The 25,951-nt window shown below is 74.2% G+C and carries 18 protein-coding genes; 14 read left to right on the top strand and 4 right to left on the bottom strand.

From position 1 onward, the window contains the following. The first annotated feature begins 86 nt into the window (after positions 1-86). The 4 genes from AB0O19_RS27325 to AB0O19_RS27340 all read left to right on the top strand — a co-directional run bounded on the left by AB0O19_RS27325 (position 87) and on the right by AB0O19_RS27340 (position 5,528). Positions 87-1,490, top strand: coding sequence for an ABC transporter substrate-binding protein (locus AB0O19_RS27325; RefSeq protein ID WP_363623216.1), 1,404 nt, complete (start codon positions 87-89; stop codon positions 1,488-1,490). Positions 1,491-1,699: 209 nt separating this feature from the next. Further along, entirely contained in the window at positions 1,700-2,722 is a 1,023-nt protein-coding gene (locus tag AB0O19_RS27330; RefSeq protein ID WP_363623218.1) for a sugar ABC transporter permease, read from the top strand. Then, positions 2,719-3,666: a carbohydrate ABC transporter permease gene (locus tag AB0O19_RS27335; RefSeq protein ID WP_350880131.1), complete on the top strand. Its 948-nt coding sequence runs from the start codon at positions 2,719-2,721 to the stop codon at positions 3,664-3,666. The genes AB0O19_RS27330 and AB0O19_RS27335 overlap by 4 nt, the downstream gene beginning before the upstream one ends. A 344-nt stretch (positions 3,667-4,010) precedes the next feature. Next, complete coding sequence (locus AB0O19_RS27340) at positions 4,011-5,528, top strand: DUF4173 domain-containing protein (RefSeq protein WP_363623220.1); 1,518 nt, start codon at positions 4,011-4,013, stop codon at positions 5,526-5,528. A 156-nt stretch (positions 5,529-5,684) separates the two neighbouring features. Here AB0O19_RS27340 and AB0O19_RS27345 read toward each other — a convergent pair whose 3' ends face one another. After that, the gene (locus tag AB0O19_RS27345) at positions 5,685-7,226 is read right to left on the bottom strand and encodes an MFS transporter (protein ID WP_363623280.1); all 1,542 of its coding nucleotides are present in this window, start codon (positions 7,224-7,226) and stop codon (positions 5,685-5,687) included. A gap of 372 nt (positions 7,227-7,598) precedes the next feature. On the opposite strand from AB0O19_RS27345, the gene AB0O19_RS27350 reads away from it, so the two are divergent. From AB0O19_RS27350 to AB0O19_RS27360, 3 genes are all read left to right on the top strand, one after another. Next, positions 7,599-8,150, top strand: coding sequence for a TetR/AcrR family transcriptional regulator (locus tag AB0O19_RS27350; RefSeq protein WP_363623222.1), 552 nt, complete (start codon positions 7,599-7,601; stop codon positions 8,148-8,150). Between the two features lie 126 nt (positions 8,151-8,276). Continuing rightward, positions 8,277-8,975, top strand: coding sequence for a ribonuclease HII (locus AB0O19_RS27355; RefSeq protein WP_363623224.1), 699 nt, complete (start codon positions 8,277-8,279; stop codon positions 8,973-8,975). A gap of 249 nt (positions 8,976-9,224) precedes the next feature. Next, complete coding sequence (locus tag AB0O19_RS27360; protein WP_363623226.1) at positions 9,225-9,752, top strand: hypothetical protein; 528 nt, start codon at positions 9,225-9,227, stop codon at positions 9,750-9,752. 236 nt (positions 9,753-9,988) lie between these two features. On the opposite strand, the gene AB0O19_RS27365 is transcribed toward AB0O19_RS27360, so the two are convergent. Both AB0O19_RS27365 and AB0O19_RS27370 read right to left on the bottom strand, forming a co-directional pair. Beyond that, positions 9,989-10,687 carry a hypothetical protein gene (locus AB0O19_RS27365; RefSeq protein ID WP_363584530.1) on the bottom strand — a complete coding sequence of 233 codons (699 nt, stop codon included), beginning with the start codon at positions 10,685-10,687 and terminating at the stop codon, positions 9,989-9,991. 359 nt (positions 10,688-11,046) lie between these two features. Beyond that, complete coding sequence (locus tag AB0O19_RS27370) at positions 11,047-13,242, bottom strand: RecQ family ATP-dependent DNA helicase (RefSeq protein WP_363584528.1); 2,196 nt, start codon at positions 13,240-13,242, stop codon at positions 11,047-11,049. A gap of 228 nt (positions 13,243-13,470) precedes the next feature. On the opposite strand from AB0O19_RS27370, the gene AB0O19_RS27375 reads away from it, so the two are divergent. Then, complete coding sequence (locus AB0O19_RS27375) at positions 13,471-15,048, top strand: DUF4192 family protein (protein WP_363623228.1); 1,578 nt, start codon at positions 13,471-13,473, stop codon at positions 15,046-15,048. A 61-nt stretch (positions 15,049-15,109) separates the two neighbouring features. On the opposite strand, the gene AB0O19_RS27380 is transcribed toward AB0O19_RS27375, so the two are convergent. Further along, the gene (locus AB0O19_RS27380) at positions 15,110-16,423 is read right to left on the bottom strand and encodes an alpha/beta fold hydrolase (protein ID WP_363623230.1); all 1,314 of its coding nucleotides are present in this window, start codon (positions 16,421-16,423) and stop codon (positions 15,110-15,112) included. Positions 16,424-17,188: 765 nt separating this feature from the next. Here AB0O19_RS27380 and AB0O19_RS27385 point away from each other — a divergent pair. From AB0O19_RS27385 to AB0O19_RS27410, 6 genes are all read left to right on the top strand, one after another. Then, positions 17,189-19,312, top strand: coding sequence for a glycogen debranching N-terminal domain-containing protein (locus AB0O19_RS27385; RefSeq protein WP_363623282.1), 2,124 nt, complete (start codon positions 17,189-17,191; stop codon positions 19,310-19,312). A gap of 106 nt (positions 19,313-19,418) precedes the next feature. Further along, positions 19,419-20,177 (top strand): NUDIX domain-containing protein, encoded by a 759-nt coding sequence (locus AB0O19_RS27390; protein WP_350880113.1) that lies wholly within the window; start codon positions 19,419-19,421, stop codon positions 20,175-20,177. A 228-nt stretch (positions 20,178-20,405) separates the two neighbouring features. Next, entirely contained in the window at positions 20,406-21,869 is a 1,464-nt protein-coding gene (locus AB0O19_RS27395; RefSeq protein WP_363623232.1) for an ATP-binding cassette domain-containing protein, read from the top strand. Positions 21,870-21,872: 3 nt separating this feature from the next. Further along, positions 21,873-22,796, top strand: coding sequence for a hypothetical protein (locus tag AB0O19_RS27400; RefSeq protein WP_363623234.1), 924 nt, complete (start codon positions 21,873-21,875; stop codon positions 22,794-22,796). Between the two features lie 118 nt (positions 22,797-22,914). Beyond that, positions 22,915-23,847, top strand: coding sequence for a FadR/GntR family transcriptional regulator (locus AB0O19_RS27405; protein WP_363584519.1), 933 nt, complete (start codon positions 22,915-22,917; stop codon positions 23,845-23,847). Between the two features lie 454 nt (positions 23,848-24,301). Next, on the top strand, positions 24,302-25,939 hold the full coding sequence (locus tag AB0O19_RS27410; RefSeq protein ID WP_363623236.1) for an RNA polymerase sigma factor: 1,638 nt from the start codon (positions 24,302-24,304) through the stop codon (positions 25,937-25,939). Positions 25,940-25,951: the final 12 nt, after the last annotated feature.

Raw genomic sequence — 25,951 nt, forward strand, 5'->3', positions numbered from 1 at the left:
CTCGCGACCTCTGCACGCCCGTCTCCGGTACAGCGCGATGTTGTTCAGCCCACCGTCGGCAGCACGCCCTGGCGAGGAGGACCGCATTGACCCTCAACCCGACCGCGCCGTCCAGGAGTTCCGGTCATCGCGGTTCCGGCCGCCGCTTGGCCGTCGTACCCGCCCTGCTCGCGGCGCTGGCCCTGACCGCGGCCTGTTCCAACAGCTCAGGCGGTTCGGGCGGCGGGGGTGACGCGGCGGTCCCGTCGCTGTCCGGCGACTGTGCCAAGTACCAGCCGTACGCCGGGCATTCGGGAACCACGGTGACGATGTTCGCCTCGATCCTCAGTCCGGAGTCGGACAACCTGGAGAAGTCCTGGGCCGAGTTCGCCAAGTGCACCGGCATCAAGATCAGTTACGAGGGCTCGAACGACTTCGAGTCCCAGCTGCCGGTCCGGGTGGCCGGCGGCAACGCCCCGGACTTCGCGATCATCCCGCAGCCGGGCCTGCTGGCGCAGATGGTGAAGAGCGGCAAGGTGGTCAAGCCGCCCGCCCAGACGGTCACCAACGAGGACCGGTGGAGTCCGATCTGGAAGACCTACGGCTCGGTCAACGGCACCTTCTACGCGGCGCCGATGAGCGCCAACATGAAGTCGCTGGTCTGGTACTCGCCGAAGGCCTTCAAGGCGGGCGGCTACGAGGTGCCGAAGACCTGGGCGGACCTGATGGCGCTCAGCGACCGGATCGCCAAGTCCGGTGGCGCCAAGCCCTGGTGCGGCGGCATCGCCTCGGGCACGGCCACCGGCTGGCCGGCCACCGACTGGCTGGAGGAGGTGGTGCTCGGCACGTACGGCGGTGACGTGTACGACCAGTGGGTCGGCCACCAGGTGAAGTTCTCCGACGAGAAGATCACCACGGCGATGAAGACCGTCGCCGGCTGGATGCAGAACCCGGCCTGGGTCAACGGCGGTTACGGCGACGTCAAGTCGATCGCTACCACCACCTTCCAGGACGCGGGCGCGCCGGTCCTCACCGGCAAGTGCGCCATGCTCCAGCAGGCGTCGTTCTACGAGGCGCAGTGGCCCAAGGGCACCAAGGTCGGCCCGGACGGCGACGTGTTCGCCTTCCACCTGCCCGCGGTGAACCCGGCGATCCCCAACCCGGTCGAGGGCGGCGGCGAGTTCCTGGCCGCCTTCTCCGGCCGGCCCGAGGTGCAGGCGGTGCAGAACTACCTGTCCAGCTCGGACTGGGCGAGCAGCCGGGTGAAGACCGCGACGGGCTGGGTCTCGGCCAACCAGGGCGTGGACAAGAGCCTGTACACCGACCCGATCGACCGGCTGTCGGCGGACGCGCTGACCGACCCGGCGGCGACCTTCCGCTTCGACGGCTCCGACCTGATGCCGGCCGCCATCGGTTCCGGGCAGGAGTGGAAGTCGCTGACCGCCTGGTTCGCCGAGGGGCAGTCGATCCAGAAGACCGCCGCCGACATCGACGCCGCCTGGCCGCAGTAGCCGCCCGCCCGTACGAGGCGCACGCCCCCAGTGGGCGCCTGGCCGTGGTGGGTACTCGGCCGCAGTGGGCGCCTGGCCGTGGTGGGCGCCGAGCCGGACTCGTGCCGGGCCCGGCCGGGCGCCGTTCAGGACCACCTGTCGAGGGCGGTGCGGGGCCACCCACCCGCACCGCCCGCCCCTTCCCACCAGAACAGGAGGGACGCACCGTCATGTCCGTACCCGGAACCCCTTCACCGGTCACCGCGCTCGCCACCGGCTCCTGGGGCGACGCGGCGGTCAAGTTCGGCAACAGCCTCGGCGCCGTCGCGGGCTTCCTCGGCATCCTGCTGCTGGTCTTCTTCGCCGCGGGCCGGGCCCGCGGCCGACTCTCCCGCCCGCTGTCGGTGGTGGTGTTCCTCGGCCCGGCCGCGGTGCTGCTGCTGGTGGGCCTGGTCGTGCCGCTGATCCGCACGGTCTATCTGAGCCTGCAGAACGCCGACGGCAGCGGGTTCGTCGGCGGCGAGAACTTCGGCTGGGCGTTCACCACCGACTCGGTGCAGAAGGTGCTGGTCAACACGCTGCTCTGGCTGGTGGTCGCGCCGTTGGCGGCGACCGGCCTGGGCCTGGTGCTGGCGCTGCTGGTGGACCGGATGCGCGGCCAGGCGGTGTACAAGTCGCTGATCTTCATGCCGATGGCGATCTCGCTGGTCGGCGCCTCGATCATCTTCAAGTTCGTCTACGAGTCGCGCGGGCCGGGCCAGTCGCAGATCGGCCTGCTGAGCCAACTCGCCATCGCGGTGGGCTGGGACGACCCGCCGAACTGGATGCTCTCGCAGCCGCTGAACACCTTCCTGCTGATGGCGGTGATGGTCTGGGTGCAGACGGGCTTCGCGCTGGTGGTGCTGTCGGCGGCGATCAAGGCGATCCCCGACGAGGTCACCGAGGCGGCCCGGCTGGACGGCGCGCAGGGGGTGCGGCTGTTCTGGTACGTCACGGTGCCGATGATCCGCACCACGGTGGTGGTGGTGCTGACCACCATCATGATCATCACGCTGAAGGCCTTCGACATCGTCCGCACCATGACCGGCGGCAACTTCGGCACCCAGGTGCTGGCCAACGAGATGTACTCGCAGTCCTTCGTGCAGTTCGACACCGGGCGGGGCAGTGCCCTCGCGGTGATCCTCTTCCTCGCGGTGCTGCCGTTGGTGGCCTACAACATCGTCCAGCTGCGGAAGGAGCGTGGGGTCCGATGAGCGCACCGCACGACAGGCCGGCCCGCGCGATGAGCGCGCCGCACGGCAGCCCGGTCCGGAAGGCCTTCAGCAGCCCGCTGGCCTCGGTCTTCGTGATCGCGGTGACCGTCCTGTGGACGATCCCGACGGTGGGCCTGCTGGTGACCTCGCTGCGCCCCAAGCAGGACGTGACGGCGAACGGCTGGTGGAACGCCTTCCTCCACCCGGACCTGGGCCTGGGCAACTACCACACGGTGCTGTTCGAGGGCGGCTCCGGCGTCTCCACCGGGCTGATGCCGTTCCTGGTGAACTCGCTGGCGATCAGCGTCCCGGCCACCCTGTTCCCGCTGGTGCTGGCGGCGATGGCGGCGTACGGGCTGGCCTGGGTGCGGTTCCGGGGGAGCGACACGGTGTTCTTCGGGGTGTTCGCGCTCCAGGTGGTGCCGATCCAGATGGCGCTGATCCCGCTGCTGCGGCTCTTCTCCGGCGGTGCGCACCTGGGGTCGCTGACGTTGATTCCGGCGGTGGACCTGAAGGGCAGCTACGCGCCGGTGTGGCTGGCGCACACCATGTTCGCGCTGCCGCTGGCGGTGTTCCTGCTGCACAACTTCATCGCCCAGCTGCCGCGGGACCTGATGGAGGCGGCGGTGGTGGACGGGGCCTCGCACTTCAAGATCTTCCGTTCGATCGTGCTGCCGCTGTGCACCCCGGCGCTGGCCTCGTTCGCGATCTTCCAGTTCCTGTGGGTCTGGAACGACCTGCTGGTCGCGCTGACCTTCGCGGGCGGCACGCCGGAGGTGGCGCCGATGACGGTCCGGCTGGCGCAGCTGTCCGGGTCCTTCGGCGGGCGGTGGGAGCTGCTGACGGCCGGGGCGTTCCTGTCGATCATCGTCCCGCTGATCGTCTTCTTCAGCTTGCAGCGGTACTTCGTCCGGGGCTTGCTGGCGGGGTCGGTGAAGGGGTAGCGGAGGGGTGGTGGATGGGCCGCGGGAGGGGTGCGGGAAGGCGGGGGGAGGCTGCGGGAGAGGCGCGGGAGGGCTGGGGGAGGGTCGCGGGGGCGGTGGCGGGAAGGCGGGCCGAGATTTCTGAACTTGTTCAGAACTGAGTTTTGAACCTGTTCAGAATGGTCTACAGTCGGCTGCAGCCGCGGCGCCGAGCGCGCCCGACGGCGGACTGCCCCAAGGGCGGCTTCCGCATGCCCGCCGACCACCGAGGGGGACTCATGTCCGGCCCGTCCCCGCCCGCCCCGGCCGACCTGCGGCCCGAGCCCGGACCCGCGACGCCGCCCGGCCCCCATTGGGGGTCCGGCGTGACCGTGCCGCCGCACCACGGGTGGCTGCGCCCGAGCGACCCCGAGCGCAGGGCGGCCGCCACGCCCCGGGTCCTCCTCCTGGCGCTGCTCACCGGCCTGCTGACGGCCTGGCTGCTGTTCGACGGCGTGGGCGTCAACCTGCTGATCTGCGCCGGGGCCACCGCTGCCGCGGCCGGTCTCGCCGCCCGGTCGGCGGGCCGCCGGATCCGGCCCTGGACGGTGGTGTGGAGCCTGCTCGCCGTCGCCCTGCTCGCCGTCCCGGCGCTCTGGGAGGCGGGCTGGCCGGTGACGCTGTCCATCGGGTGCGCACTCGGCCTGGCCTCGCTCGCGCTGCACGGCGGCCGCCGCTGGGCGGGCGTCCTGCTCCCCCTGCCCGCCGTCCTCTGGCAGCTGCCGCCCGGCGCGCTCTGGCTGAGGGACGGGCTGCGCGGCCGGAGCCTGCCCCACCGGGGCCGGATCGTCCCGGTGCTCAAGGCGCTCGCGGTCGCCGCCGTCCTGCTGACCGTCTTCGGCCTGCTGTTCGCCGGTGCGGACGCCGCCATGGCGGACCTGCTGGGCAGCCTCAGCCCCAGCCTCGACCTCGGCGGGCTCCCGCTGCGCGCGGTGCTGTTCGCACTGGGGGCGTTCACCGCCCTGGGCTTCGCCCACATCGCGGCCGGGCCGCGCCGCTGGGACCGTACGGTCGTCCGGCCGGGCCGGGCCCGCCGCCGGCTGGAGTGGGCGCTGCCGCTGGTCGCGCTCAACCTGATGTTCGGCGCCTTCGCGGTGATCCAGGCCCTGGTGGTGCTCGGTGGCGCCGACGCCGTCCTGCGCAACACCGGGATGAGCCGCTCCGAGTACGCCCGGCAGGGCTTCTGGCAGCTGAGCGTGATCACCGCGCTCACCCTGGTCGTGGTGGCGGTCGCCAAGCGCTGGGCCCCGCGCAGCACGCCCGCCGACCGCCGGGTGGCGCGGATCCTGCTCGGCGCGCTCTGCGTGCTCGCCCTGGTCGTGGTCGCCTCGGCGCTCGGCCGGATGTGGTTCTACGTCGACGCCTCCGGGCTGACCAGGCTGCGGCTCTGGGTGCTGGTGGTCGAGGGCTGGCTCGGCGTCGTCCTGCTGCTGCTGATCACCGCCGGGCTGACCCGCTCGGCGGGCTGGCTGCCCCGCGTCGTCGTCCTCAGCGGCATGCTCACGGCGGCGGTGTACGGGCTGATGGGCCCGGACGCGATCATCGCCGAGCAGAACGTCGCCCGCTTCGAGCGGACCTCCCGGATCGACCTGCGCAACGTCCGCGACCTCTCGCCGGACGCCGCCCCCGCCCTGGACCGGCTCCCCGCCGCCCAGCGGACCTGCGCGCTGCAGCTGATCCGCGCCGGGCTGGAGAACCGCCCCGGGCAGCCCTGGTACGCGACCAGCGCCTCCGCCGCCCGGGCCCGGGAGATCCTGGCGCAACGGCCGCTGGTGGACCAGTTGGAGGAGGGGCGCACCTCCTGCGAGCGGGCCGGGATGAGGTACCAGGACCTCTGGCCCTGACGCCTGCGCCTGTCTCGGGGGGGCGTGCGTTTGGGGCGGGGCTGGTGTGAGGAGGGGAAACGCGGCCGGGAAACGAGGCTGGGAAACGCGGCCGGGCCGGCCGGGAGCGTGCTGCTCCCGGCCGGCCCGGTGTGGTGCGGTGTGCCCTGGTCGGGCTCAGTGCATCGCGACGCCGGAGGCCCCGCTCGGCAGGTCGCTGGCCTTGGCCTTGATCACGAAGACCGAGACCACCAGCGCCAGCCCGGCGAGCACGGCGCCCACGATGAAGCCGTGCGAAATCCCCTGGGTGAGGACCGAGTTGGCGGCGTCGGTGCCCTTCGGGAACTCGTGGTGCTGCTGGAGGTAGGCCAGCTGGTCCGGAGTGGCCGACTGGAGGAACTTCGGCTGCTGGAGCTTGCCCTCGGCGGTGGCGTAGTGCGCGAAGACCGTGGTCAGGATCGACAGGCCGAGCGAACCGCCGATCTGCTGCATGGAGTTCAGCAGGCCGGATGCGGCACCGGTCTCCTGGCCGGGGACGCCCGCGACCGCGAGCAGCATCACCGGGACGAAGATCAGGCCCATGCCGAAGCCGAAGATGACCGTGGGGCCGAGCACCCCGTCCAGGTAGCCGCTGTCCTTGCTCATCTGGGTCAGCCAGGTGAGGCCGACGGTGACCAGCAGGGCGCCGCCCGCCATGAACGGCTTCGGGCCGTACTTGGCCTGGAGGCTGGAGGCGAGCTGCGCGGCGATGATGATCGACACGCTGATCGGGAGGAAGGACACGCCGGCCTTCAGCGGGCTGTAGCCGAGCGGGCCCTGCACGAAGAGCGTGATGTAGAAGAAGATGCCGAACATGGCCGCGGCCAGGCAGAGCATCATCACCAGGCCGCCGGTGCGGTTGCGGTTGGCGAGCAGGTGCAGCGGGGTGATCGGCTGGTCGGTGCGGTTCTCGATCACGACGAACGCGGCGAGCAGCAGCACACCGCCCGCGAAGGAACCGAGCGTGATGCTGTCCGACCAGCCGTCCGAGGCGGCCCGGATGAACCCGTAGACCAGGCCGACCAGGCCGAGCGTCGAGGTGAGTGCGCCCGGCAGGTCGAAGCGGCCCGCGTGGCGCTCGGACTCGGCGATGTAGCGCGGTGCGGCGAGCGCGATCAGCGCGGCGATCGGCACGTTGACGAAGAAGACCCAGCGCCAGTCCAGGTACTCGGTGAGCAGACCGCCGGCCAGCAGGCCGATCGCGGCACCGGACCCGGCCACCGCCGAGAAGACGCCGAACGCCTTGTTGCGTTCCGGCCCTTCCTCGAAGTTGGTGGCGATCAGGGCGAATGCCGTCGGTGAGCAGATCGCGCCGCCGATGCCCTGGAGCGCGCGGGCGGCCAGCAGCATCCCCCCGTCCTGGGCGAATCCGCCCAGCAGGGAGGCGAAGCCGAACAGCAGGGTCCCGAAGATGAACACCCGGCGGCGGCCGAGGATGTCGCCCGCGCGCCCGCCGAGCAGCAGCAGCCCGCCGAAGGTCAGCGTGTAGGCGTTGATGACCCACGACAGGTTGGTGGTCGAGAAGTTCAGTGCGTCCCTGATCTGCGGCAACGCGATGTTCACGATGGTGGCGTCGAGCACCACCATCAACTGCGTGGCCGCGATGACGGTCAGGGTGATGCCCTTGCCCCGGCCCTGACTGCTCTTTGGTGGTGAGTTCTTGCTGATCGTGTCGGAGATAGCCACGATTGTGCCCCCTGCTGGCTATGTGCCTGGCTGCGTGCTTCGTACGCCGCGGACCGACTGGTCCGGCGTGAGCCCACGGTCTGGCGCGGGCTAGGAAGGAACGGGATCGTTCACTAATGCGGACGATATCCTGGGCCTGATTGTGAACGCAAGCGTTCCCTAAGGATGGTGGCGATGGATCGGTTGGTGCGGCGCCTGACGGCGGACCGGGCGACCGGTCGGGCGGGCGCCCGACCGCTTGAGGCGGCGGACGCGCCCCCGTCACCCGCGGCGGGACCGGGGGCGACGCCCGAGCCGGCGGCTCACTGCCCGGTGCGGATCGCCCGCGAGGCCCTCACACGGCCGGTGCGGCGCCGCGGGAAGGAGTTGGAGAACGCGATCTTCGAGGCCACGGTCGACCAGCTCACCTCCGGCGGATACGCGCGGCTGACGATGGAAGGCGTCGCCGGCGCGGCGCGGACCGGGAAGGCCGCGCTCTACCGGCGCTGGGCGTCCAAGGACGAACTGGTCATCGACGCCCTGGACGCCACTCTCCCACGCCCCTACGACACCCCCGACCTCGGGTCCGCGGATCTCGAATTGCGGCAGCTCATCGAGGTGTTCATGGGCGCGATGAACTCCCCGACGGGCGCCGCGATCCAGACGCTGATGGGTGAGATCGACCATGAACGGGCCGAGGTGTTCAAGGACTTCATCGGCCAACGGGTGATCGAGCCGACCAAGGAGACCATCCTGGCGATCCTGCGCCGCGGCGCCGACCGCGGCGACGTCCGGCCCGGCGCGGCCACCGCGCTGGTCGCGGACGTCGTCCCGGCGATGCTGCTCTACCAGGTGAAGATCTGCGGCCGGGAGAACACGGGGCCGGACTTCGGGGCCCGGCTGCTGGACGAGGTGCTGTACCCGCTGATCCGCGCCTGAGTGCGGCCGCTGCTGCGGCTCCGCGGGCGGGGGCTGTCGGCGGCCGGCCCGGGCGGCTGAGCGGCGGGGCTTAGGCTGGATGCTGCCCAGCTGAACGGGCTGCCCCTCCGCCGAACGGAACTCGCGATGCCCATCGTCCCGCCGACGCACTCCGTCGAGCGCTCGCTCCGCCGGGCCGGCGCCAAGATCGTCGTCGGCCTGGACGAGGTCGGGCGCGGCGCCTGGGCCGGCCCGGTCACCGTGGGCGCGGCCGTCACCGGCCTGCGCAGGGCCCCGGAGGGGCTGACCGACTCCAAGCTGCTCACCGAACTGCGCCGCCGCGCGCTCGCCCCGGTCCTCGCCGACTGGGTCACCGCCTACGCGCTCGGCCATGCCTCGCCGCAGGAGTGCGACGAACTCGGCATGACGGCGGCGCTGCGGCTGGCCGCCGTCCGCGCGCTGGAGGCGCTGCCGGTCGAGCCCGACGCGGTGATCCTGGACGGCAAGCACGACTACCTGGGCGGCCCCTGGCGGGTGCGTACGGTGATCAAGGGTGACCAGTCCTGCATCTGCGTCTCCGCCGCCTCGGTGCTCGCCAAGGTCCACCGCGACGGGCTGATGGCCGAACTCGGCGAGGAATGCCCGGAATACGGCTTCGCGGACAACGCCGGCTACCCGTCCCCGGTGCACCGCGCCGCGCTGGAGGAGTTCGGCCCCACCGGGCATCACCGGCTCTCCTGGGCATACCTGGACGCGCTGCCGAAGTGGCGGCACCTGAAGCGCGTCCGGGACGTCGCGGGTGCGGTCGAAGGCTCCGCCGACGAACAGTTGACGCTCGGTTTCTGACGGTCCGTCTGGAATTGCCTGGGTGGGGCGGTGGGTGTGCGGTGCCCGATGGGTGGGGTGCGCGTGCGTGTTCGAGCCGCATTTGATAGATATCCGGGTATGCCTGTCTTCCCCGAGGAGTCGGAGATTCACGAGAGCCTCCCGGGCCCCGGCGTTCCCTTCCCCCGAGAGTCGGACGCACAAGCCCTCCGCGCGCCTGCCAACGGCGGCGCTTCTTCCACCGCACCCACCACCGTCGCCGCCGTTCCGGTGCCCGGCCCCCGTCCGGCACCGCCGCGCCCGGCACCCCCGCGCGCCGACCGCTCCGGTCCGCCGCGACTGATCCCCAAGCCCTCTCCGGCGCAGCGCCGTTCGGGCGGCGCCGAACCGCAGGTCGAGATCCAGCGCGTCGCCGCCACCCCGGCGCGGGCGCTGGAACGCGCGGACGCCGCGGTCGACCGACTGCTGGACGCCGGCCGCGACCCGGGCGCCATCCTGGTGCTGACGGTCGGCGAGGCGCACCCGTGGCAGCAGCACGAACTCTCCTTCGGTGAGGAGCGCTACTGGGCGCAGCTCGCCGAGGGCGGGGACGTGTTCTACGCGGACGTCGCGCTGACCCGCCCGGTGCGCCGGGAGGTGGTCGTCCTGGTGGTCAACGGGGGAACGGCCGTCCGGGCCGCCGAGGCCCACGCCAAGGCGCTCGGCCACACGACCGCGCTGCTCGTGGTCTGCGGTGACGCCGGCCCGGTCGCCACCGGGGCGGCCGGAACCGCGCCCGGCCGTTCGATCGGCGCCTGACCACGACGGAGCCACCCCCGGGCCCGGCGCCGCACGGTGCCGGGCCCGGGTCCGTCGTACCCCGGTGGCGGCGAGGGCGTACGGTCCGGGGCGCGGGCCGACCCGTGGCTGGTCTCGCCCGTGCCTGGTCCTGGTGTCGGCTGTCGGGCCTTGGGGTCGGCTCCGGCCGTGGCATCGTCTGCGATCGTGGCGTCGCCCGTGGCCGCGGCCCGTGGGTGTCGGCGGGACCAGTGGGGTCAGCAGGTGCCGGTGCGCCGGGCTGGCTGGACGGCCGCGACCCGCGCCGGGGGCCACGGGTGCTCGGACTGCCGGGCGTGCTGGGCCCGTTCGGCCGCCTGGTGCCGGGCGCGCTGGCCGCGCGGGGCGTCCAGCGCCGAGCGCGGCGGCAGTTCCGTGACGGTGTGCACCACCCCGTCCGCCCACGAGCCCGCGTGCGGATCGCGTCCGCTCCGGCCGTCCCCGAGGACGTGCCAGCCCGCCGGGGTGAGCCCGATGTACGAGCCGCAGCGCAGGCCGTGCAGGACGGCCGCGTCCCGCAGCGCCCACATCCAGGCGCCGTCCTGTTCGGTCCAGCCGGGTGCGCCCTCGCGGCAGCGCAACAGCACGGCCGTGCGGGTCGGTTCGGCCAGCCGCAGGTCGTGCGGGGTGATCTGGCGCAGGTGCGTGAGCACGGCGTTGCGGTGCTGCCAGCCGTCGGTGTCGTGTGGCCAGGGCGTGAACGAGGCCGAGGCGGACACGTGGTGCAGCGCGTTGAGGACGGCGATCACGACCGTGCCCGGCTGGGGCAGGTGGCGCTGGTGCAGTTCCACCACGAACTCGCGCGGGTCGCGCAGCAACGGGATCCCCGAGGCGGTCCAGGTCTCCAGGTCCAGCAGCCGTCTGGGCGCCGAACTCCGGGCGAGGGGATGCTGACCTCGGCCGATACCGTTGATCACGATCCTCCTTCCTGACCCACTGGCACGCGGGTACGTGGGTACGCCGAAGGCCGGGTCCAGCGGACAGGGTTTCGGGTACGCGCCAATTCTCGCGGTATCCGGGGTGGAGCGGCAACGATGAAACGATGAACGCCACCCGAAAGCCCACGTTCCGCCGGATATGTTCCACCGTGTTCCGGGCGTCGTTCGGGCGGCGTTGGACCTTGATCCAGACCGTGTGCGGGGTCCGGTGAACCGCTGTCGGCACGGTGACCACTCCTTTCCCCGCTCCGGCGTCCCGCGTGTTCGCGAGTGGGCTGCTTTCTCCCTTCGTTAGGCCATTCGAGTGATGGGTGGAGTGGCGGCCCGCTGCCGCCCGGTCACCCCTGCACGGCCAGCACCAGGGGCAACACCGCGCTCGCCCCGGCACGGCGCAGCAGCCTGGCGGCCACGGTGACCGTCCAGCCCGAGTCGACGAGGTCGTCCACCAGTAGCACCGGCCCGCCGGCCTCGGCCACCGCCTGCGCCACCTCCGGCGGCAGCGTCAGCGCGCCGGCCAGCGAGTGCAGTCGCTGGGCGCTGTTGCTGCGCGCGCCGTGCGGGGGCCGACCGTCGGCGTACTCGATCCGGCCGAGCAGCGGCAGCCGGCCGATCTCGGCGATCCGCGCACCGAGGCTGCCCACCAGCTGGGGGCGGGTCGAGGAGGCCATGACCACCACGCCGACCGGCCGCTCCAGCCGGGCGCCGTCCGCCGTCGCGGGCCCGGCCCAGCCGCCGGGGCCGCGGGCCCAGTCGGCGAGCACCGCGACCAGGGCGTCCACGGCCTCTCCGGGGACCGGTACGTCCGGGGCCTGGTCGGCCAGCAGGGTGCGCAGCCGGTTGCCCCAGCCGATGTCGGACAGCCGGCCGAGCGCCCGCCCGTTCTCGGCCTGCTCGCCCGCCGGGATCCGGCCCTTGAGGGGCACGCCGAGGGAGTCCATCCCGGTGGGCCAGAGCCGGCGCGGCTCGAAGCTGATGCCCGGGCGGCCGAGGGCGGCCCGGGCCGCGTCCAGCGCCTCGGCGGAGACCTCGGCGGTGTGCAGCGGTCCCGCGCAGTTGTCGCACCGGCCGCACGGACGGGCCTGCTCGTCGTCCAGCTGGCGGCGCAGGAACTCCATCCGGCAGCCGGTGGTCGCCGCGTACTCGCGCATCGCCCGCTGTTCGGCCTCGCGGGAGGCCGCGACCTTGGCGTACCGGGCGGTGTCGTACGCCCAGCTCTGCCCGGTGGCCGTCCAGCCGCCCTTGACCCGGCGGACGGCGCCGTCCACGTCGAGCACCTTGAGCATGGTCTCCAGCCGGGTGCGGCGCAGGTCCACCCGGGGCTCCAGCGCGGCGGTGGACAGCGGGCGGCCGGCCTCGGCCAGCGCGTCGATGGTGCGGCGCACCTGCTCCTCCGGCGGGAAGGCCAGCGAGGCGAAGTAGCGCCAGATCGCCTCGTCCTCGCGCCCGGGCAGCAGCAGCACCTCGGCCCGGTCGACGCCGCGCCCGGCCCGGCCGACCTGCTGGTAGTAGGCGATCGGCGAGCTGGGCGAGCCCAGGTGCACCACGAAGCCCAGGTCGGGCTTGTCGAAGCCCATGCCCAGCGCGGAGGTGGCGACCAGCGCCTTGACCCGGTTGGCCAGCAGGTCGGCCTCGGCGGTGCGGCGCTCGGCGTCCTCGGTGCGGCCGGAGTAGGAGGCCACCGGGAAGCCCCGCTCGCGGAGGAAGGCCGTCACCTCCTCGGTGGCGGCCACCGTCAGGGTGTAGACGATGCCCGAGCCCGGCAGCCGGTCGAGGTGGTCGGCGAGCCAGGCCAGCCGGTGCGCCGGGTCGGGCAGGGGCAGCACGCCCAGGGTGAGGCTCTCCCGGTCGAGGGGCCCGCGCAGCACCAGGGCGTGCTCGTCGGTGCTGCCGGTGCCGAGCTGCTCGGCGACGTCCGCGGTGACCCGGGCGTTGGCGGTGGCGGTGGTGGCCAGCACCGGGACGCCTGGCGGGAGCTCGGCGAGCATCGTGCGCAGCCGGCGGTAGTCGGGGCGGAAGTCGTGGCCCCAGTCCGAGATGCAGTGGGCCTCGTCGACCACGAGCAGGCCGGTGGAGGCGGCGAGCTTGGGCAGCACCTGGTCGCGGAAGTCGGGGTTGTTCAGCCGCTCGGGGCTGACCAGCAGGACGTCGACCTTCCCGGCGGAGACCTCGGCCTGGATCTCGTCCCACTCGTCGGTGTTGGCCGAGTTGATGGTCCGGGCGTGGATGCCGGCCCGGGCCGCCGACTCGACCTGGTTGCGCATCAGGGCGAGCAGCGGGGAGACGATCACCGTCGGCCCGGCGCCCCGGGCCCGGAGCAGGGCGGTGGAGATGAAGTAGACCGCGGACTTCCCCCAGCCGGTGCGCTGCACGACCAGGGCGCGGCGGTGGTCGACCACGAGGGCCTCGATGGCCGTCCACTGGTCCTCGCGCAGGGCGGCACCGGGCCCGGCGAGCTCGCGCAGGACGGCCTCGGCCCGCGCCCGGACCTCGGCGCGGTCGGCGGTGGCGGTGGTGTGGTTCTCGGACTGCTGCATGGCGTCCATGTAACCCCGAGCCGCCGACATGGGGCGAATGCCGGGGCTGCGGAGAGATGGAGGCCGGATGTATTTCATCAGCTCCTCAGCTGAACGGCCGCCGACTAATCACCCGGGGGAGTGGGCGCGGTGTGCTCCGAATGAGGGAAGCGGAAAACGAGGGCGGGGTTATCCACAGGAAAAGAGAAAAATCCGGTGCGTCTCTCGGATTGCGTCACGCTTCCGGTCATGAACGCCGCGAACAACCGGAGCGTCATGAACAACGGGAGCGTCATGAACAACGAGCGCGTCACCCTGTCCCTCGGCCCGTCCTCCGGCCACCGGCCGGTCACCATGCGCGGCCCGGCCGACATGGCCGAGCTGCTGCCCTACCTCCTGGGGTTCTACCCCGACGACAGCATCGTCGCGGTCGGCCTCCAGGGCCCCGACCTGCACCAGGGCGGAGTGATCCGGGCGGACGTCCCGGAGTCGCCCGAGCAGTGGCCGGCTGCGGCGGAGGAGACGGCCGCCCTGCTGGTCGCGCTCTCCGAGCGGCACGGCGAGCGGCCGGTCCAAGTGCTCCTCTACCTCTGCCAGGATCCGACCACGGCGCACGCCCCTCCGGTGGTGGACGGCCTGCGGCCGCTGGCGGGCGACCTCCGCGCGGCCTTCGGGCGCAGGGGGGTGGCCGTCAAAGAGTCGCTCTGCGTCTCGGACGGCCGCTGGTGGTCCTTCCTCTGCCGCCGCGCCGGGTGCTGCGATCCGGCGGGCAACCCGATCCGCCGTGCCCCCGGCCCGGGCCCGGCGGCCGCCGCCGCGGCGTTCGCCGGCCTCGCGCCGCGTGGCAGCCGGAAGGCGATCATCGGCGGGCTGGCCCCGATCGGCCCGCCGGGGGCGGACGCCCAGCGCGCGGCGCTCGCCCGGGCCGAGGCCGCTGAGGCCGCCAACGGTGCTGACGGCGCTGGGGGCTCCGGGGGTGCGTCCGTCCAGGAGCAGGGCGCCGACCTGCTCGACCAGGCCTTCGCCGAGTTCGCGGCCGGGGCCCGGGAGCTCGACGAGGAGCGGGCGGCCCGGCTGCTGGTCGCCCTGCGGGACCGCCTCACCCGGGATCGCGGAGTCGAGTACACCCGACCCGCCGAGCTCGCGCCCGCCGAGCGGCTCTGGCGCTTCCTCGCCCGGCGCGCCGTGCCCCCCTACGAGGGCTGTGCGGTGGCCCCGCTCACGCTGCTGGCCTGGGCCTCCTGGGTGGCGGGGGACACCGCGACGGCCCGCGTCGTGCTGGGCCACGTCCTTCGGCTCGACCCGTCCTACCTGCTGGCCGAGCTGCTGTACGAGTCGTTGAACGACGGCATGACGCCCGACGCGCTGCTCGCGGCGGTCGAGGCGCAGCGTCGGCGGCGCGAGGCGGGTGGGCCCGTGCCGGCGCCCGGCGGCGAACCGGGGCCGGCGCCCGCCGAGGGCCCGGGTGGTAACCAGGCCGGCCGCGGTGGGCCGTCGGGGCTGCCCGGGCCGGCGGGGGCCTCACGCCGCCGCCGGCCTGCCCGCCGGAAGGCCTCGAAGGCGGCTCAGGCCACAGCGGGGCCGGCCGAGCACGGCCCCGTCGGCCCGGCCGGCCCCGCCGAGCCGACGCCGCGTCCGGACGGTCCGGGCCCGCTCGCCCTGCTACCGGTGCCCGGGTGCGCTCCGGTGCCCCGGCAGCGGTCCGCCCGGGGTCTGCGGCTCGGCCGGACAGCGGTGTCCCGGGCCGCCGCCGCACCGTCGGCCGCCGGGCGCCACCGGTGCCGGGGCGTCCGTCGGGCGGCGAGGGGAGCCCACCATGCGCGCTGACCTCGCCGGGCGTCCGTCAGGGGCCGTCCGGAGCCTCGCCGCCCGGCCCGGGCGGGCTTCGCTAGGCCTCGCCGCGCGCCAGCTTGATCAGGCGGTCGAGCACCTTGCCGCCGCTCGCCCGAAGGCCGTCGTGCTCCCACTCGTTGGTGATCCAGGTCCGCAGACCGCGCACCGCGCGGGCGGTCGCCAGCGAGTCGGCGGTGTCCACGTACATGTCGTCGTGGTAGACCGCCGCCACGACGGGGACGGTGTTGGCGGCCAGCCGCGTCGGGTCGTACAGGTCGGGCCAGTCGGTGCGGGCGGCCAGCAGGTCCGCGGTCTCCTTCAGCGGGCGCAGCGCCGGGTCGGTGTCGAACATCCAGGGGTAGATCATCTCCCCGGTGAACAGCACCGGTGCGCCGGAGTCCAGCGCCGCCCGGGCGTCGAACTGCGGGAACTCCTTGCGGACCCGATCGGCAGACCAGGCGGTGCCGCCCTGGTCCACCGAGCGCTGGCCGTAGATCGACTCGTGCAACACGGCGTACAGCGGGCCCTCCGCGAAGGAGAGCTTGGCCTGGACACCGGCCAGGAAGGTGTCGGACAGCTCGGGGCCGGCCGCGCCGTCCACCCAGGCCTCCTCCAGCAGGTAGTGCAGGGTGCCGGAGCCGCTGCCGCCGCCGAGCATCAGCCCGAGGGCCTGGAACGCCTCGACGGTCAGCAGTCCGCCGTCGGGCAGCGTCGCGGGGGCGGCGGCGAGGTGCGCGGCGATCCGCCGTACCGCCTCGACGTCCTGCGGGAACCTGGCGTAGTGGTCCTCGTTCTTGTGGACCACCCGCGGGTAGGCGGCGCGGTAGACGTCGTCCGCCGAACTGCCGAGGCCGGACAGACCGCCGGTGATGAAGGCCTCGGCCAGGCCCTCGGGGGCGAAGGAGAGGTAGGTGAGGGTGCAGAAGCCGCCGAAGCTCTGGCCGAGCACGCTCCAGCGCCGGTCCGCGCCGAGCAGCTGGTGGCGGATCAGCTCGGCGTCCCGCACGATCGAGTCCGCGCGGAAGTGCGCCAGGTAGTCCGCCTGCTCCTGGGCACCGCCGCGCCGGGCGAGGGTCTGCCGGGTCGCGGGCGTGGAGCGACCGGTGCCGCGCTGGTCGAGCAGGAGCACCCGGTAGTCGTCGAGGGCGCGTTCCAGCCAGGCGTCGCGGCCGAGCGGGCGGGCGGCCTTGCCGCCGGGACCGCCCTGGAGGAAAACCAGCCAGGGCAGGTCGGCCTGCTCGCGGCCGGCGGCCACCACCTCGCGGGCGTACACCTCGATCTGCTCGCCCTGCGGGTCGGCGTGGTCGAGGGGGGCCTGGAAGACGTGGTCGGTCGTAGCAATCCCGGGCAGACGGCTGACGGTGGACATGCAACTCCTCGGTCTCTGCTGGTCACAGCGGTCAGGTCGCGGCTCACGGGGTCACCGGGTGCGGGCGCCGCGACCCCCGCACCGTATCCTGACCGCGGTCGGGCACCGGTTCGACGGTCACCGCCCACTCGGCCAGGCATACGATGCCGGGCCGGGGCGGGTTGCACGGCAGGCAGTGGGCCGGGACGCAGCCGCCGCCACCCGGTGGCGAGACCGCGCCGCCCTGGTGGCAGCCCGGTGACGGCCCGACCGTGACGGCTCGACGGCTGCGGCACGACCGCCCGGCGGGCCGGGCTCGACGGGCCGCACCCGTCGCCGGGCGTGACCTGGAGGCGGTGCGCGGCGTTCACTCCGGGGGCCCGGCGACCGGCCGACGGCCGTCCGGCGGCAGGTTCCGGGCGGACCGCCCGCCGAGCGGGGCGGCCACGGCGCCGGGGCGCCGGAGCGTGCGGGGCCCGCTCGGGTCACCTGGCTCGGCCGCCGCCGCGGCCCACGGGTCGGGCGCCACCGGCGGTCCGGGCCACCGGACCTGACGACGCGCCGGGCACCGAGGCGGGCCCGACGCGAAGGTGCGGCGCGCCGGTACCGGCCCGGTACCGCGCACCGCATGGCACGGCCCGGCACCGGGTACGGCCAGACACGGCACACCCGCCGACGGGGCACCCCGCCGGCCCGGCACCATCAGCACGCGATCGAGCGTGCTCGCGGCCCACCGGCCTGACCAGGCCACCGGACCGCCGAGGGGAGGAGAGTCCGGTGACCGCCATGAGGCCACCACAGGCCATGCCGGCCGAGAGCGTGGTCGGCGCGCCGAGACCGGTCGGCCGTCCCGACCAGGTCCAGACGGCCGGACCGGCGGGGGCACCCGTCGGCCCGAGTCGGCTCACGGCCCCGCCAAGGCCGCAGCCCCCCGCCGTCCACCACGCGGTGCTCTGCGTCAACGCCCCAGCGATGGCGGCCTCCGGGCCGGACGGCCAGCTACGCGGCCAGGGCCTGCACGGCTTCTACCGCAACGGCGTCCGGGTGCTCGCCCGGATGGAGCTGCGTTTGGGCGGTATGGAGCCGCTGCCGCTCCAGGGTGCCCTGACCAGCACCGCGCAGGCCCGCTTCCTCGGCGCCGTCCGGCTCCCCGGCGACCTCGACCCGGACCCGGCGCTCACCGTCGAGCGGCTGCGCCACGCGGACGGAGTGGAGACCGTCATCGTGCGCAACACCGGCGGCCGGCCCGCCCGGCTGCCGATGGAGATCGCCCTCGGCACCGACCTCGGTCCGGTCGCCGAGATCGCCGCCGGGCACCGCCCGGCCGACCTGCCGGGCCAGGTGCAGTCCGCCGGGCTGCGCTGGGCCGGCCCGGCGCACAGCGCGGTGGTCAGCGCCAAGCCCTCCCCGCACGCGGTGCTGGCCGGGGCCGGGGTGCTCCGGTGGGACTTGGAGGTGCAACCCGGCGCCCGCTGGTCGGTCGAGCTGCGCGCCGAACTGGAGAGCACCGTCCCCGGCCCGCGGCCGCCCGGCGGGCGGGGCACGGGCGTGCCGCTGCCCTGGGCCGAACCGGAGGTCCGCAGCGACGACGCCCGGGCCGCCCTGCTGGTCACCCGCTCCCTGGACGCCCTCGGCGGGCTGCTGTTCGCCGACCCGGACCGCCCTACCGACCTCTACCCGGCCTCCGGCGCGCCCTGGCGCTTCGGCCTCGCCCCGGCCGATGCGCTCTGGGCCGCCCGGCTCACCCTGCCGCTCGGCACCCGGCTCGCCGCCGGCACCCTCCGGGCGCTGGCCCGCCGTCAGCAGCCCGCCGCCGCCCCGGGTCGCACCGAAGGCCTGCTGCCCGGCGCCCTCCGGCACGGCGGCCCCGAGCTGCCGCCCACCTGCACCGCCACCGAGGCCACCCTGCTGTTCGTCACCGTGTTGGCCGAGGCCTGGCGCTGGGGCCTGCCCCGCGCGGAGACCGCCGACCTGCTCCCGGCCGCCGAGCGTGCCCTGGCCGCCCTCCGCGAGGGCCTGGTCGACGGCTTCGTCACCGACCTCAGCCGCCCGGCGGAGGACCGCGCCGCCCACCCGGTGGCCGCCCGGGCCGAGGTCCAGGCGCAGGCCCACCGCGCCGCCCTGCACGGCGCCGAACTGCTGGAGGCCTTCGGCCGCCCCGGCGCCGAGGAGTGGCGCGGCTGGGCCGCCGAACTGCGCGGGCGCTTCCGCGAGCGGTTCTGGATCGACGACCTCTCCGGCGGACGCCCCGCCGCCGCGCTGGCGCCCGGCGGCCAGCCGCTGCCGGCCGTCGCCTCCTGCCTGGTGCACCTGCTGGACACCGGGCTCGCCGCCGACGGCGGCCGGCACGAGAGCCTGCTGGACCGGGAACAGACCCGACTGCTGGCCCAGCGCCTGGCCGCGCCGGAGCTGGACAGCGGCTGGGGCCTGCGCACGCTCAGCGCCAAGTCCCCCCGCTTCAACCCGTTGGGCCACCGCGGCGGCGCGGTGCGGGTCCACGAGACCGCGCTGGCGATCGCCGGGCTGGCCGAAGCCGGCCATGAGAACGAGGCCGGCGCCCTGCTGGAGGGCCTGCTCGCCGCGGCCGCCCACTACGAGGGGCGGCTGCCCGAGATGTACGCGGGGGAGCAGCGCATCCCCGGCTGCCCGCCGGTGCCGCACCCGGCCGCCTGCCGCCCGGCAGCGGTCTCGGCGGCCGGCGCCGCGCACGCGGTGTTCGCGCTCGCCGGGGTCCGCCCCGACGTGCCGGGCGGCCGGGTCCTGGTCCGTCCGGCCAGCACCGCTCCGCTCGGCGAGCTGGAGTTGACCGGCCTGCGGGTCGCCGGCGAGCCCTTCTCGGTCCGGGTGAGCCGGATCGGCGTGGCGATGGTCGAGGAGGCCTCCGCGGAACTGCAACTGGTCGCCCGCTGACACCCCTGCCCGGGCCCGCCCGGCTCCGGCGACACCTCAGGCGGGCCGGGCGCGGTCCGTGTACGGGCCTGTGCTTATCGTCAGAGAGACGACTATGATCGTCGCCATGTCGCGCTACGATCCGTCAGCCTTCCCCCCGTTCGCTGTCACGGTTGACCTGGTGGTGCTGACGGTGCGCGACCACGCGCTCTGCGCCCTGCTGGTCAGACGCGGCGAGCCGCCGTTCCAGGGGTACTGGGCACTGCCCGGCGGCTTCGTCCGCCCGGACGAGGGCCTGGCCGAGGCCGCCTCCCGGGAGCTGGCCGAGGAGACCGGCCTGCGCGCACACTCCGCCCCCGGCCACGAGGCGGTCGGCCCCGGCGCGGCCGGTGCCCACCTGGAGCAGCTCGCCACCTACGGCCACCCGCAGCGCGACCCCCGGATGCGGGTGGTCAGCGTCGCCTACCTGGTCCTCGCCCCCGACCTGCCGACCCCCCGGGCCGGCGGCGACGCCAGCAGCGCCCGCTGGGCCCCGGTCGGCGAACTGCTCGGCCGGAGCCCGGTCGACGGCGTCCCGCTCGCCTTCGACCACGGGCTGATCCTCGCCGACGGCGTGGAACGCGCCCGCTCCAAGATCGAGTACTCCTCCCTCGCCACCGCCTTCTGCCCCACCGAGTTCACCGTCGGCGAGCTGCGCCGGGTCTACGAGGCGGTCTGGGGCGTGGTCCTGGACCCGCGGAACTTCCACCGCAAGGTCACCGGCACCCCCGGCTTCCTGCTGCCCTCCGGTGGCACGACGACCCGTCAGGGAGGCCGCCCCGCCCAGCTGTTCACCGCGGGCGGCGCGACCGTCCTCAACCCGCCCATGCTGCGCCCGGAGTCCTGACCCGGCCCCGGCCCGCCGCCGACTCCCCCCGACCCGGGAATCGCAGGATCGGATTGTCCCCTGATCGGGTGAGGTGGGTGGCCGACGGGCCCGCGCCGCTCCCGTAATGCCCGGAATCTCCGCCACCGGCCCCTAATGTGCTGGCGCGGGGCCGTGCTGGCACGCGCCAACACACCAGGGGGCGCCCCGCGTCGGGCAGGTCGGCCGAGGGCATGGGAGCAGGCAGCGATGATCCAGATCACCGGACTGACCAAGGTCTACCGCAAGGGCGCGCCGCCCGCGGTGCTCGATCTGACCTTCGACGCCCGGCCCGGCATGGTGACCGCGCTGCTCGGCGCCGAGGGCGCGGGCAAGTCCACCGCGCTGCGGCTGATGCTCGAACTCGAACGCGGCCAGGGCATCACGCTCTTCGACGGCCGCACCTACCGCCGGCTGCGCCGCCCCGAGCGCGAGGTCGGCGTGCTGCTGCCCGGCCCCGGGCCGGGCGCGGCCGCCGTGGCGGGCCACCCGGGCCGCAAGGCGCACGGCCACCTGCGGATGCTGGCCGCGGCGGTCGGCGCCCCCGCACGGCGGGCCGACGAACTGCTGGAGCAGACCCGGCTGGCCGCCGTCGCCGGGCAGCGGCTGCGCAGTTTCTCGCCCGGCATGCACCGCCGGCTGGCCCTGGCCGCGGCCCTGCTCGGCGACCCCGGCACGCTGCTGCTGGACGCGCCGACCGAGGGCCTGTCCCCGCGCAACGTCGAGTGGTTCCACTCCTTCCTGCACTCGTTCGGCGTCGCCGGCGGGACGGTCCTGGTGACCACCCGCACCCCGCAGGAGGCCGCGCAGCTCGCCGACCGGGTCATCACGCTGGACCGCGGCCGGCTGGTGGCGGACCAGCCGGTGGCGGAGTTCCGCCGGACCAGGCTCAGCCCCGAAGTGGCCGTCCGCGGGCCGCAGATGGCGCGGCTGGCCGACCTGCTGGTCAGTCAGGGCGCCGAGGTGCGGCGGGACGGCGGCGCGGGCCTCGCGGTGGCGGGCGTCGACCGTACCGAGATCGGTGAACTCGCCTATCGCCACGGCATCCTGCTGCACGAGCTGGCCGACCGGGTGGTCGAGCAGCCGGCGCCCCGGGTCGCCCTGCCGGTCGCGTCGGGCCGCTCCGGCCACCTCCGTGTCCAGTCGGGCCCCACCGCTGCCGAGCCGGGCCCCGAACCCGGCCCTGAGCCCGCTCAGGAACCGGCCTCCGACGTCCAGGCCGTCACCGTCCCGCGCCACCGGGGCGCCCGCCGCCCGGAGGCCCGTCCGGCGGCCGCCCACCACCGGGACGAGGCGGCGCTGCCCACCCGCGCCCTGCCGGCCGCCTCGGCCGCGACCGCCCTCTCCGCTCTCGGCGCCACCCCCCGCCAGGCCGAGCCCGCCGAGCCCACCCCGACCGTGGTCGTGGAGCGGCTGTTCCGTGACGGCCCCGGCGCCCTGGCCAGATCCGCGTCGGCCCTGGCCCCGGCTCCCGACCCCGACCCCGTCCCCGCTGTCGGCGACGGGAGGCCCGCGCCCGACCCGACCAGGGGCCGCCGCGAGAGCGCCGCCGACCTGCTGACCGACGACACCGTCCGGCTCGGCCGCCCGGCCGGGGCCCAGGTTCCGGCCGCGACCCAGGCCCCCGGCGGTCCCGTCAGCCCCGCCACCCCCGACGACCACCGGAGCGAGTGAACCGTGCGTGTCCTGGCCTACGAGCTGCGCCGCCTGCGCGGCCTGCGTTCCACCTGGCTGCTGCTCGCCGCCGTGCTGCTGTGCGACGCCGTCACGGCCGCCGTCCTGGCGAGCCAGGCCCCGGCCGGCCCGCTGGCCGTCCCGGCCGGGGTGCGGCTGCTGACCGCCGCCGTACCGCTGATCCCGCTGCCGTTCGCCGCGTTCGGGGCCGGCGTGCTGGGCGCGCTCTCGTACGGGCACGAGGTGCGACACCCGGGGCTGCCGGCCTCCCAGGTGTCGTACCCGCGGCGGGTGCGACTGCTGCTGGCCAAGCTGCTGGTGGTCGGTCCCGTCGCGGGGCTGCTGGCGCTGGCGACCCTGCTCCTCGACGCGGTGGCGGTGCAGCTGGCGCTGCCGGGCGGGGTGACGGTGGCCGCCTGGGCGGAGCCCTCGGCCTTGTCGGACCAGGTGTCGCAGGCGCTGGCCGCCACCGGGCTGTCCGGCCTGACTGACCTGCCGGGCCTGACCGACCTGCCGGGCGTGTTTGCCCCGGTGGCGCTGGCGGCCGGCCACGGGGCGCCGGCGGCCCTGCTGGCCTTCGTCCTGCTGACCGTCGTGGCGGGCTGGACCGGGGTGCTGACGGCGTCGCTGACCCGCAGCGCCTCGGTCGGGGTGCTGCTGTTGTGCGCGCTGCCGCCGCTGCTGGAGTCTGGTGTGGCGCTGCTGCTGCGGGAGACCGGCAGGCCGTGGCCGACCCGTGCGGCCGAGCTGCTGCCGTTCCAGTCCGGCGTCGAATGGGCCTACGGCTGGGTTTACCGCGGGGAGCACGAGGCGGTGGCTGGGAGCGCGGCGCTGACGGATCCGGCTCTGCTCGCGGCGGTGGTGGCGCCCGCGGCCGTCCTGCTGCTCGCGGCGCTCCTGGTGCAGGTCCGGCGGCGCGCGCTCTGACGCCGGGCGCCGAGGGGGCGGCCGCGCCGAAGCATCAAGATCGACCAGCAGTGACCGTAATGCGCGGTTCTTCCTGATAAGAAGTCAATTATCCAGTCGCGGTCGATCACCCTTTCGTGTGCTTTTCACGAGAATTCTCAAGCTGCGCCCGCCGATCGCCGACAAAGGAGCTGTGAGTACCCTTGCGCACCCCACCATGACCCCCGCCCGTTCCGCCGACGGACCCATCCACGGCCCCGGCGATCTGGACCGCTTCTCGTACGCCGACCGGCCGACTCCGCCGGCGCCCCGTTGGGAGGGCGCCGAGTCCGATCTCGCCCGGGTCGGCCGCAAGACCACCAGCAGTCGCGGCCGCGGTCTGCACGGCCAGCTGGTCCAGCAGCTCGGCCAGATGATCGTCTCCGGCGACCTGGGCGCCGACCGTCCGCTCGTGCCCGAGGAGATCGGCCAGCGGTTCGAGGTGTCCCGCACAGTCGTCCGCGAGTCGCTGCGCGTCCTGGAGGCCAAGGGCCTGGTCAGCGCCCGGCCGAACGTCGGCACCCGGGTCCGTCCGGTCGCCGACTGGAACCTGCTGGACCCGGACATCATCGAGTGGCGCGCCTTCGGCCCGCAGCGGGACGAGCAGCGCCGGGAGCTGTTCGAGCTCCGCTGGGCGATCGAGCCGCTGGCCGCCCGGCTCGCCGCCGGCCACGGCCGGGAGGACGTCCAGCAGCGGCTGGTCGAGCTGGTCGAGATCATGGGCCACGCCGCCGCCCAGGCCGACCTCTCCACCTACGCCCGGGCCGACGCCGAGCTGCACGGCCTGATCCTCCAGATGGCCGGCAACCGGATGCTGGAGCACCTGTCCGGGATCGTCGCCGGCGCGCTGCAGGTGTCGGGCGGGCCGGCCATCTCCTGCGAGCGCGCCTCCGAGTCCTCGGTCAGCCTGCACGCCCGGCTGGTGGATGCGCTGGGCACCGGCGACGGCACCGCGGGGGAGGCCGCGATGCGGGCGCTGCTCACCGTCCACCCCGAGATCGAGCCGTCCGTCCCCGCCCCTCGGGAGCACTGAGCGGGCCGTTCCGGTGAGCGGGCGCCCCGTCCGTCCTCCGTTCCTCCAGGGCCCTCCGGCCGCACCCGCGCGGCGCAGCCGGAGGGCTTCTGCATGCCGGCGGTCCGACCCGAACGTTTGATGCCCCGTCCATGACAACGGGTTTCGGCGCGAGTGCGCGATGATGGATTCCGGCCCCGTGGCCGCGGGCGCCGAGTGGTGTGACCCGCGACACGAAGGCCATGCGTAACACTTGACGAGTAGCAGCGATGTCTCCTGAGCGGGAGCAGCTCCGGAATACTTCAACATGTCACAATGCTGTGTTGGTCCGCGGCGCTGCTGCCGTCCTGCAAACCCAGTCCTCAAGCCCGAGTCGGTCGGAATCGACACCGCGCGCCCGACGCGCGATTTCCTTCCCCGCCCGCTCGGGCGGCCGGTACGGGTTCGAGTCCACTCATCGTCCGAGAGGTTGTTCGTGTCGGCCAGCACATCCCGTTCGCTTCCCCCCGAGATCGCCGAGTCCGCAGCTCTGCTGGCGCTCATCGAGCGGGGCAAGGCCCAGGGGCAGATCGCCGGTGACGACGTGCGCCAGGCGTTCGAGGCGGACCAGATCCCGGTCACCAAGTGGAAGAACGTCATGCGCAGCCTCAACCAGGTGCTGATTGAGGAGGGGGTGGACCTCATGGTCAGCGCGGCCGAACCGGCCGGCGCCAAGCGCAAGAGCGTTGCTGCCAAGAGCCCCACCAAGCGCACCGCCACCAAGGCTGTCACCACCCGGAGCCCGGCCGCCCCCACGGCCCCGACCAAGCCGCCCGTGCGGATCGCGCCCGGTGCGCCCGTCGCGGCCCCGGCCGTGGCGGCCGCCACGGCGTCCGCCCCCACGGTGTCCGCCGAGATCACCTCGGAGACGACCGGGGTCGCCTCCGAGCTGAAGGCGGTCGCGGCGAAGAAGGCCGCCCCGGCGAAGAAGGCCGCGGCCAAGAAGACCGCCGCGCCGGCCAAGAAGACCGCCGCCAAGAAGACCGCCGCCAAGGCGGGCAAGGGCGACGAGGAGCTCATCGGCGAGGAGGAGCTGCTCGAGGACGTCGCGCTGCCCGGCGACAAGGCGGGCGAGGAGGCGGAGCCCGAGGAGGAGTCGCAGGGCTTCGTGCTCTCCGACGACGACGAGGACGACGCGCCGGCCCAGCAGGTCGCCGTCGCCGGTGCCACCGCCGACCCGGTCAAGGACTACCTGAAGCAGATCGGCAAGGTCCCGCTGCTCAACGCCGAGCAGGAGGTCGAGCTCGCCAAGCGCATCGAGGCCGGTCTGTTCGCCGAGGACAAGCTCTCGGCCGCCGACAAGCTCGCTCCCAAGCTCAAGCGCGAGCTGGAGATCATCGCCGAGGACGGCCGCCGAGCCAAGAACCACCTGCTGGAGGCCAACCTCCGCCTGGTGGTCTCGCTGGCCAAGCGCTACACCGGCCGCGGCATGCTCTTCCTGGACCTGATCCAGGAGGGCAACCTCGGTCTGATCCGTGCGGTCGAGAAGTTCGACTACACCAAGGGCTACAAGTTCTCCACCTACGCCACCTGGTGGATCCGCCAGGCGATCACCCGCGCCATGGCCGACCAGGCCCGCACCATCCGCATCCCGGTGCACATGGTCGAGGTCATCAACAAGCTGGCCCGCGTCCAGCGCCAGATGCTCCAGGACCTGGGCCGCGAGCCCACCCCGGAGGAGCTGGCCAAGGAACTCGACATGACCCCCGAGAAGGTCATCGAGGTCCAGAAGTACGGCCGTGAGCCGATCTCGCTGCACACCCCGCTCGGCGAGGACGGCGACAGCGAGTTCGGTGACCTGATCGAGGACTCCGAGGCGGTCGTCCCGGCCGACGCGGTCTCCTTCACCCTGCTCCAGGAGCAGCTGCACTCGGTGCTGGACACCCTCTCCGAGCGCGAGGCCGGCGTGGTCTCGATGCGCTTCGGCCTGACGGACGGTCAGCCGAAGACGCTCGACGAGATCGGCAAGGTGTACGGGGTCACCCGTGAGCGCATCCGCCAGATCGAGTCGAAGACCATGTCGAAGCTGCGCCACCCGTCGCGTTCCCAGGTGCTGCGCGACTACCTGGACTGATCAGGCCGGTAC

Origin of the sequence: Kitasatospora sp. NPDC091276, assembly GCF_040684355.1 — a bacterium.
Classification (GTDB): Bacteria; Actinomycetota; Actinomycetes; order Streptomycetales; family Streptomycetaceae; genus Kitasatospora.

Excerpts from the sequence above, each read along its gene's own strand:
- AB0O19_RS27330 (WP_363623218.1), top strand. The coding sequence starts at position 1,700 with ATGTCCGTACCCGGAACCCCTTCACCGGTCACCGCGCTCGCCACCGGC.
- AB0O19_RS27335 (WP_350880131.1), top strand. The coding sequence starts at position 2,719 with ATGAGCGCACCGCACGACAGGCCGGCCCGCGCGATGAGCGCGCCGCAC.
- AB0O19_RS27355 (WP_363623224.1), top strand. The coding sequence starts at position 8,277 with ATGCCCATCGTCCCGCCGACGCACTCCGTCGAGCGCTCGCTCCGCCGG.
- AB0O19_RS27370 (WP_363584528.1), bottom strand. The coding sequence starts at position 13,242 with ATGCAGCAGTCCGAGAACCACACCACCGCCACCGCCGACCGCGCCGAG.
- AB0O19_RS27375 (WP_363623228.1), top strand. The coding sequence starts at position 13,471 with ATGAACGCCGCGAACAACCGGAGCGTCATGAACAACGGGAGCGTCATG.
- AB0O19_RS27380 (WP_363623230.1), bottom strand. The coding sequence starts at position 16,423 with ATGTCCACCGTCAGCCGTCTGCCCGGGATTGCTACGACCGACCACGTC.
- AB0O19_RS27385 (WP_363623282.1), top strand. The coding sequence starts at position 17,189 with ATGAGGCCACCACAGGCCATGCCGGCCGAGAGCGTGGTCGGCGCGCCG.
- AB0O19_RS27390 (WP_350880113.1), top strand. The coding sequence starts at position 19,419 with ATGTCGCGCTACGATCCGTCAGCCTTCCCCCCGTTCGCTGTCACGGTT.
- AB0O19_RS27395 (WP_363623232.1), top strand. The coding sequence starts at position 20,406 with ATGATCCAGATCACCGGACTGACCAAGGTCTACCGCAAGGGCGCGCCG.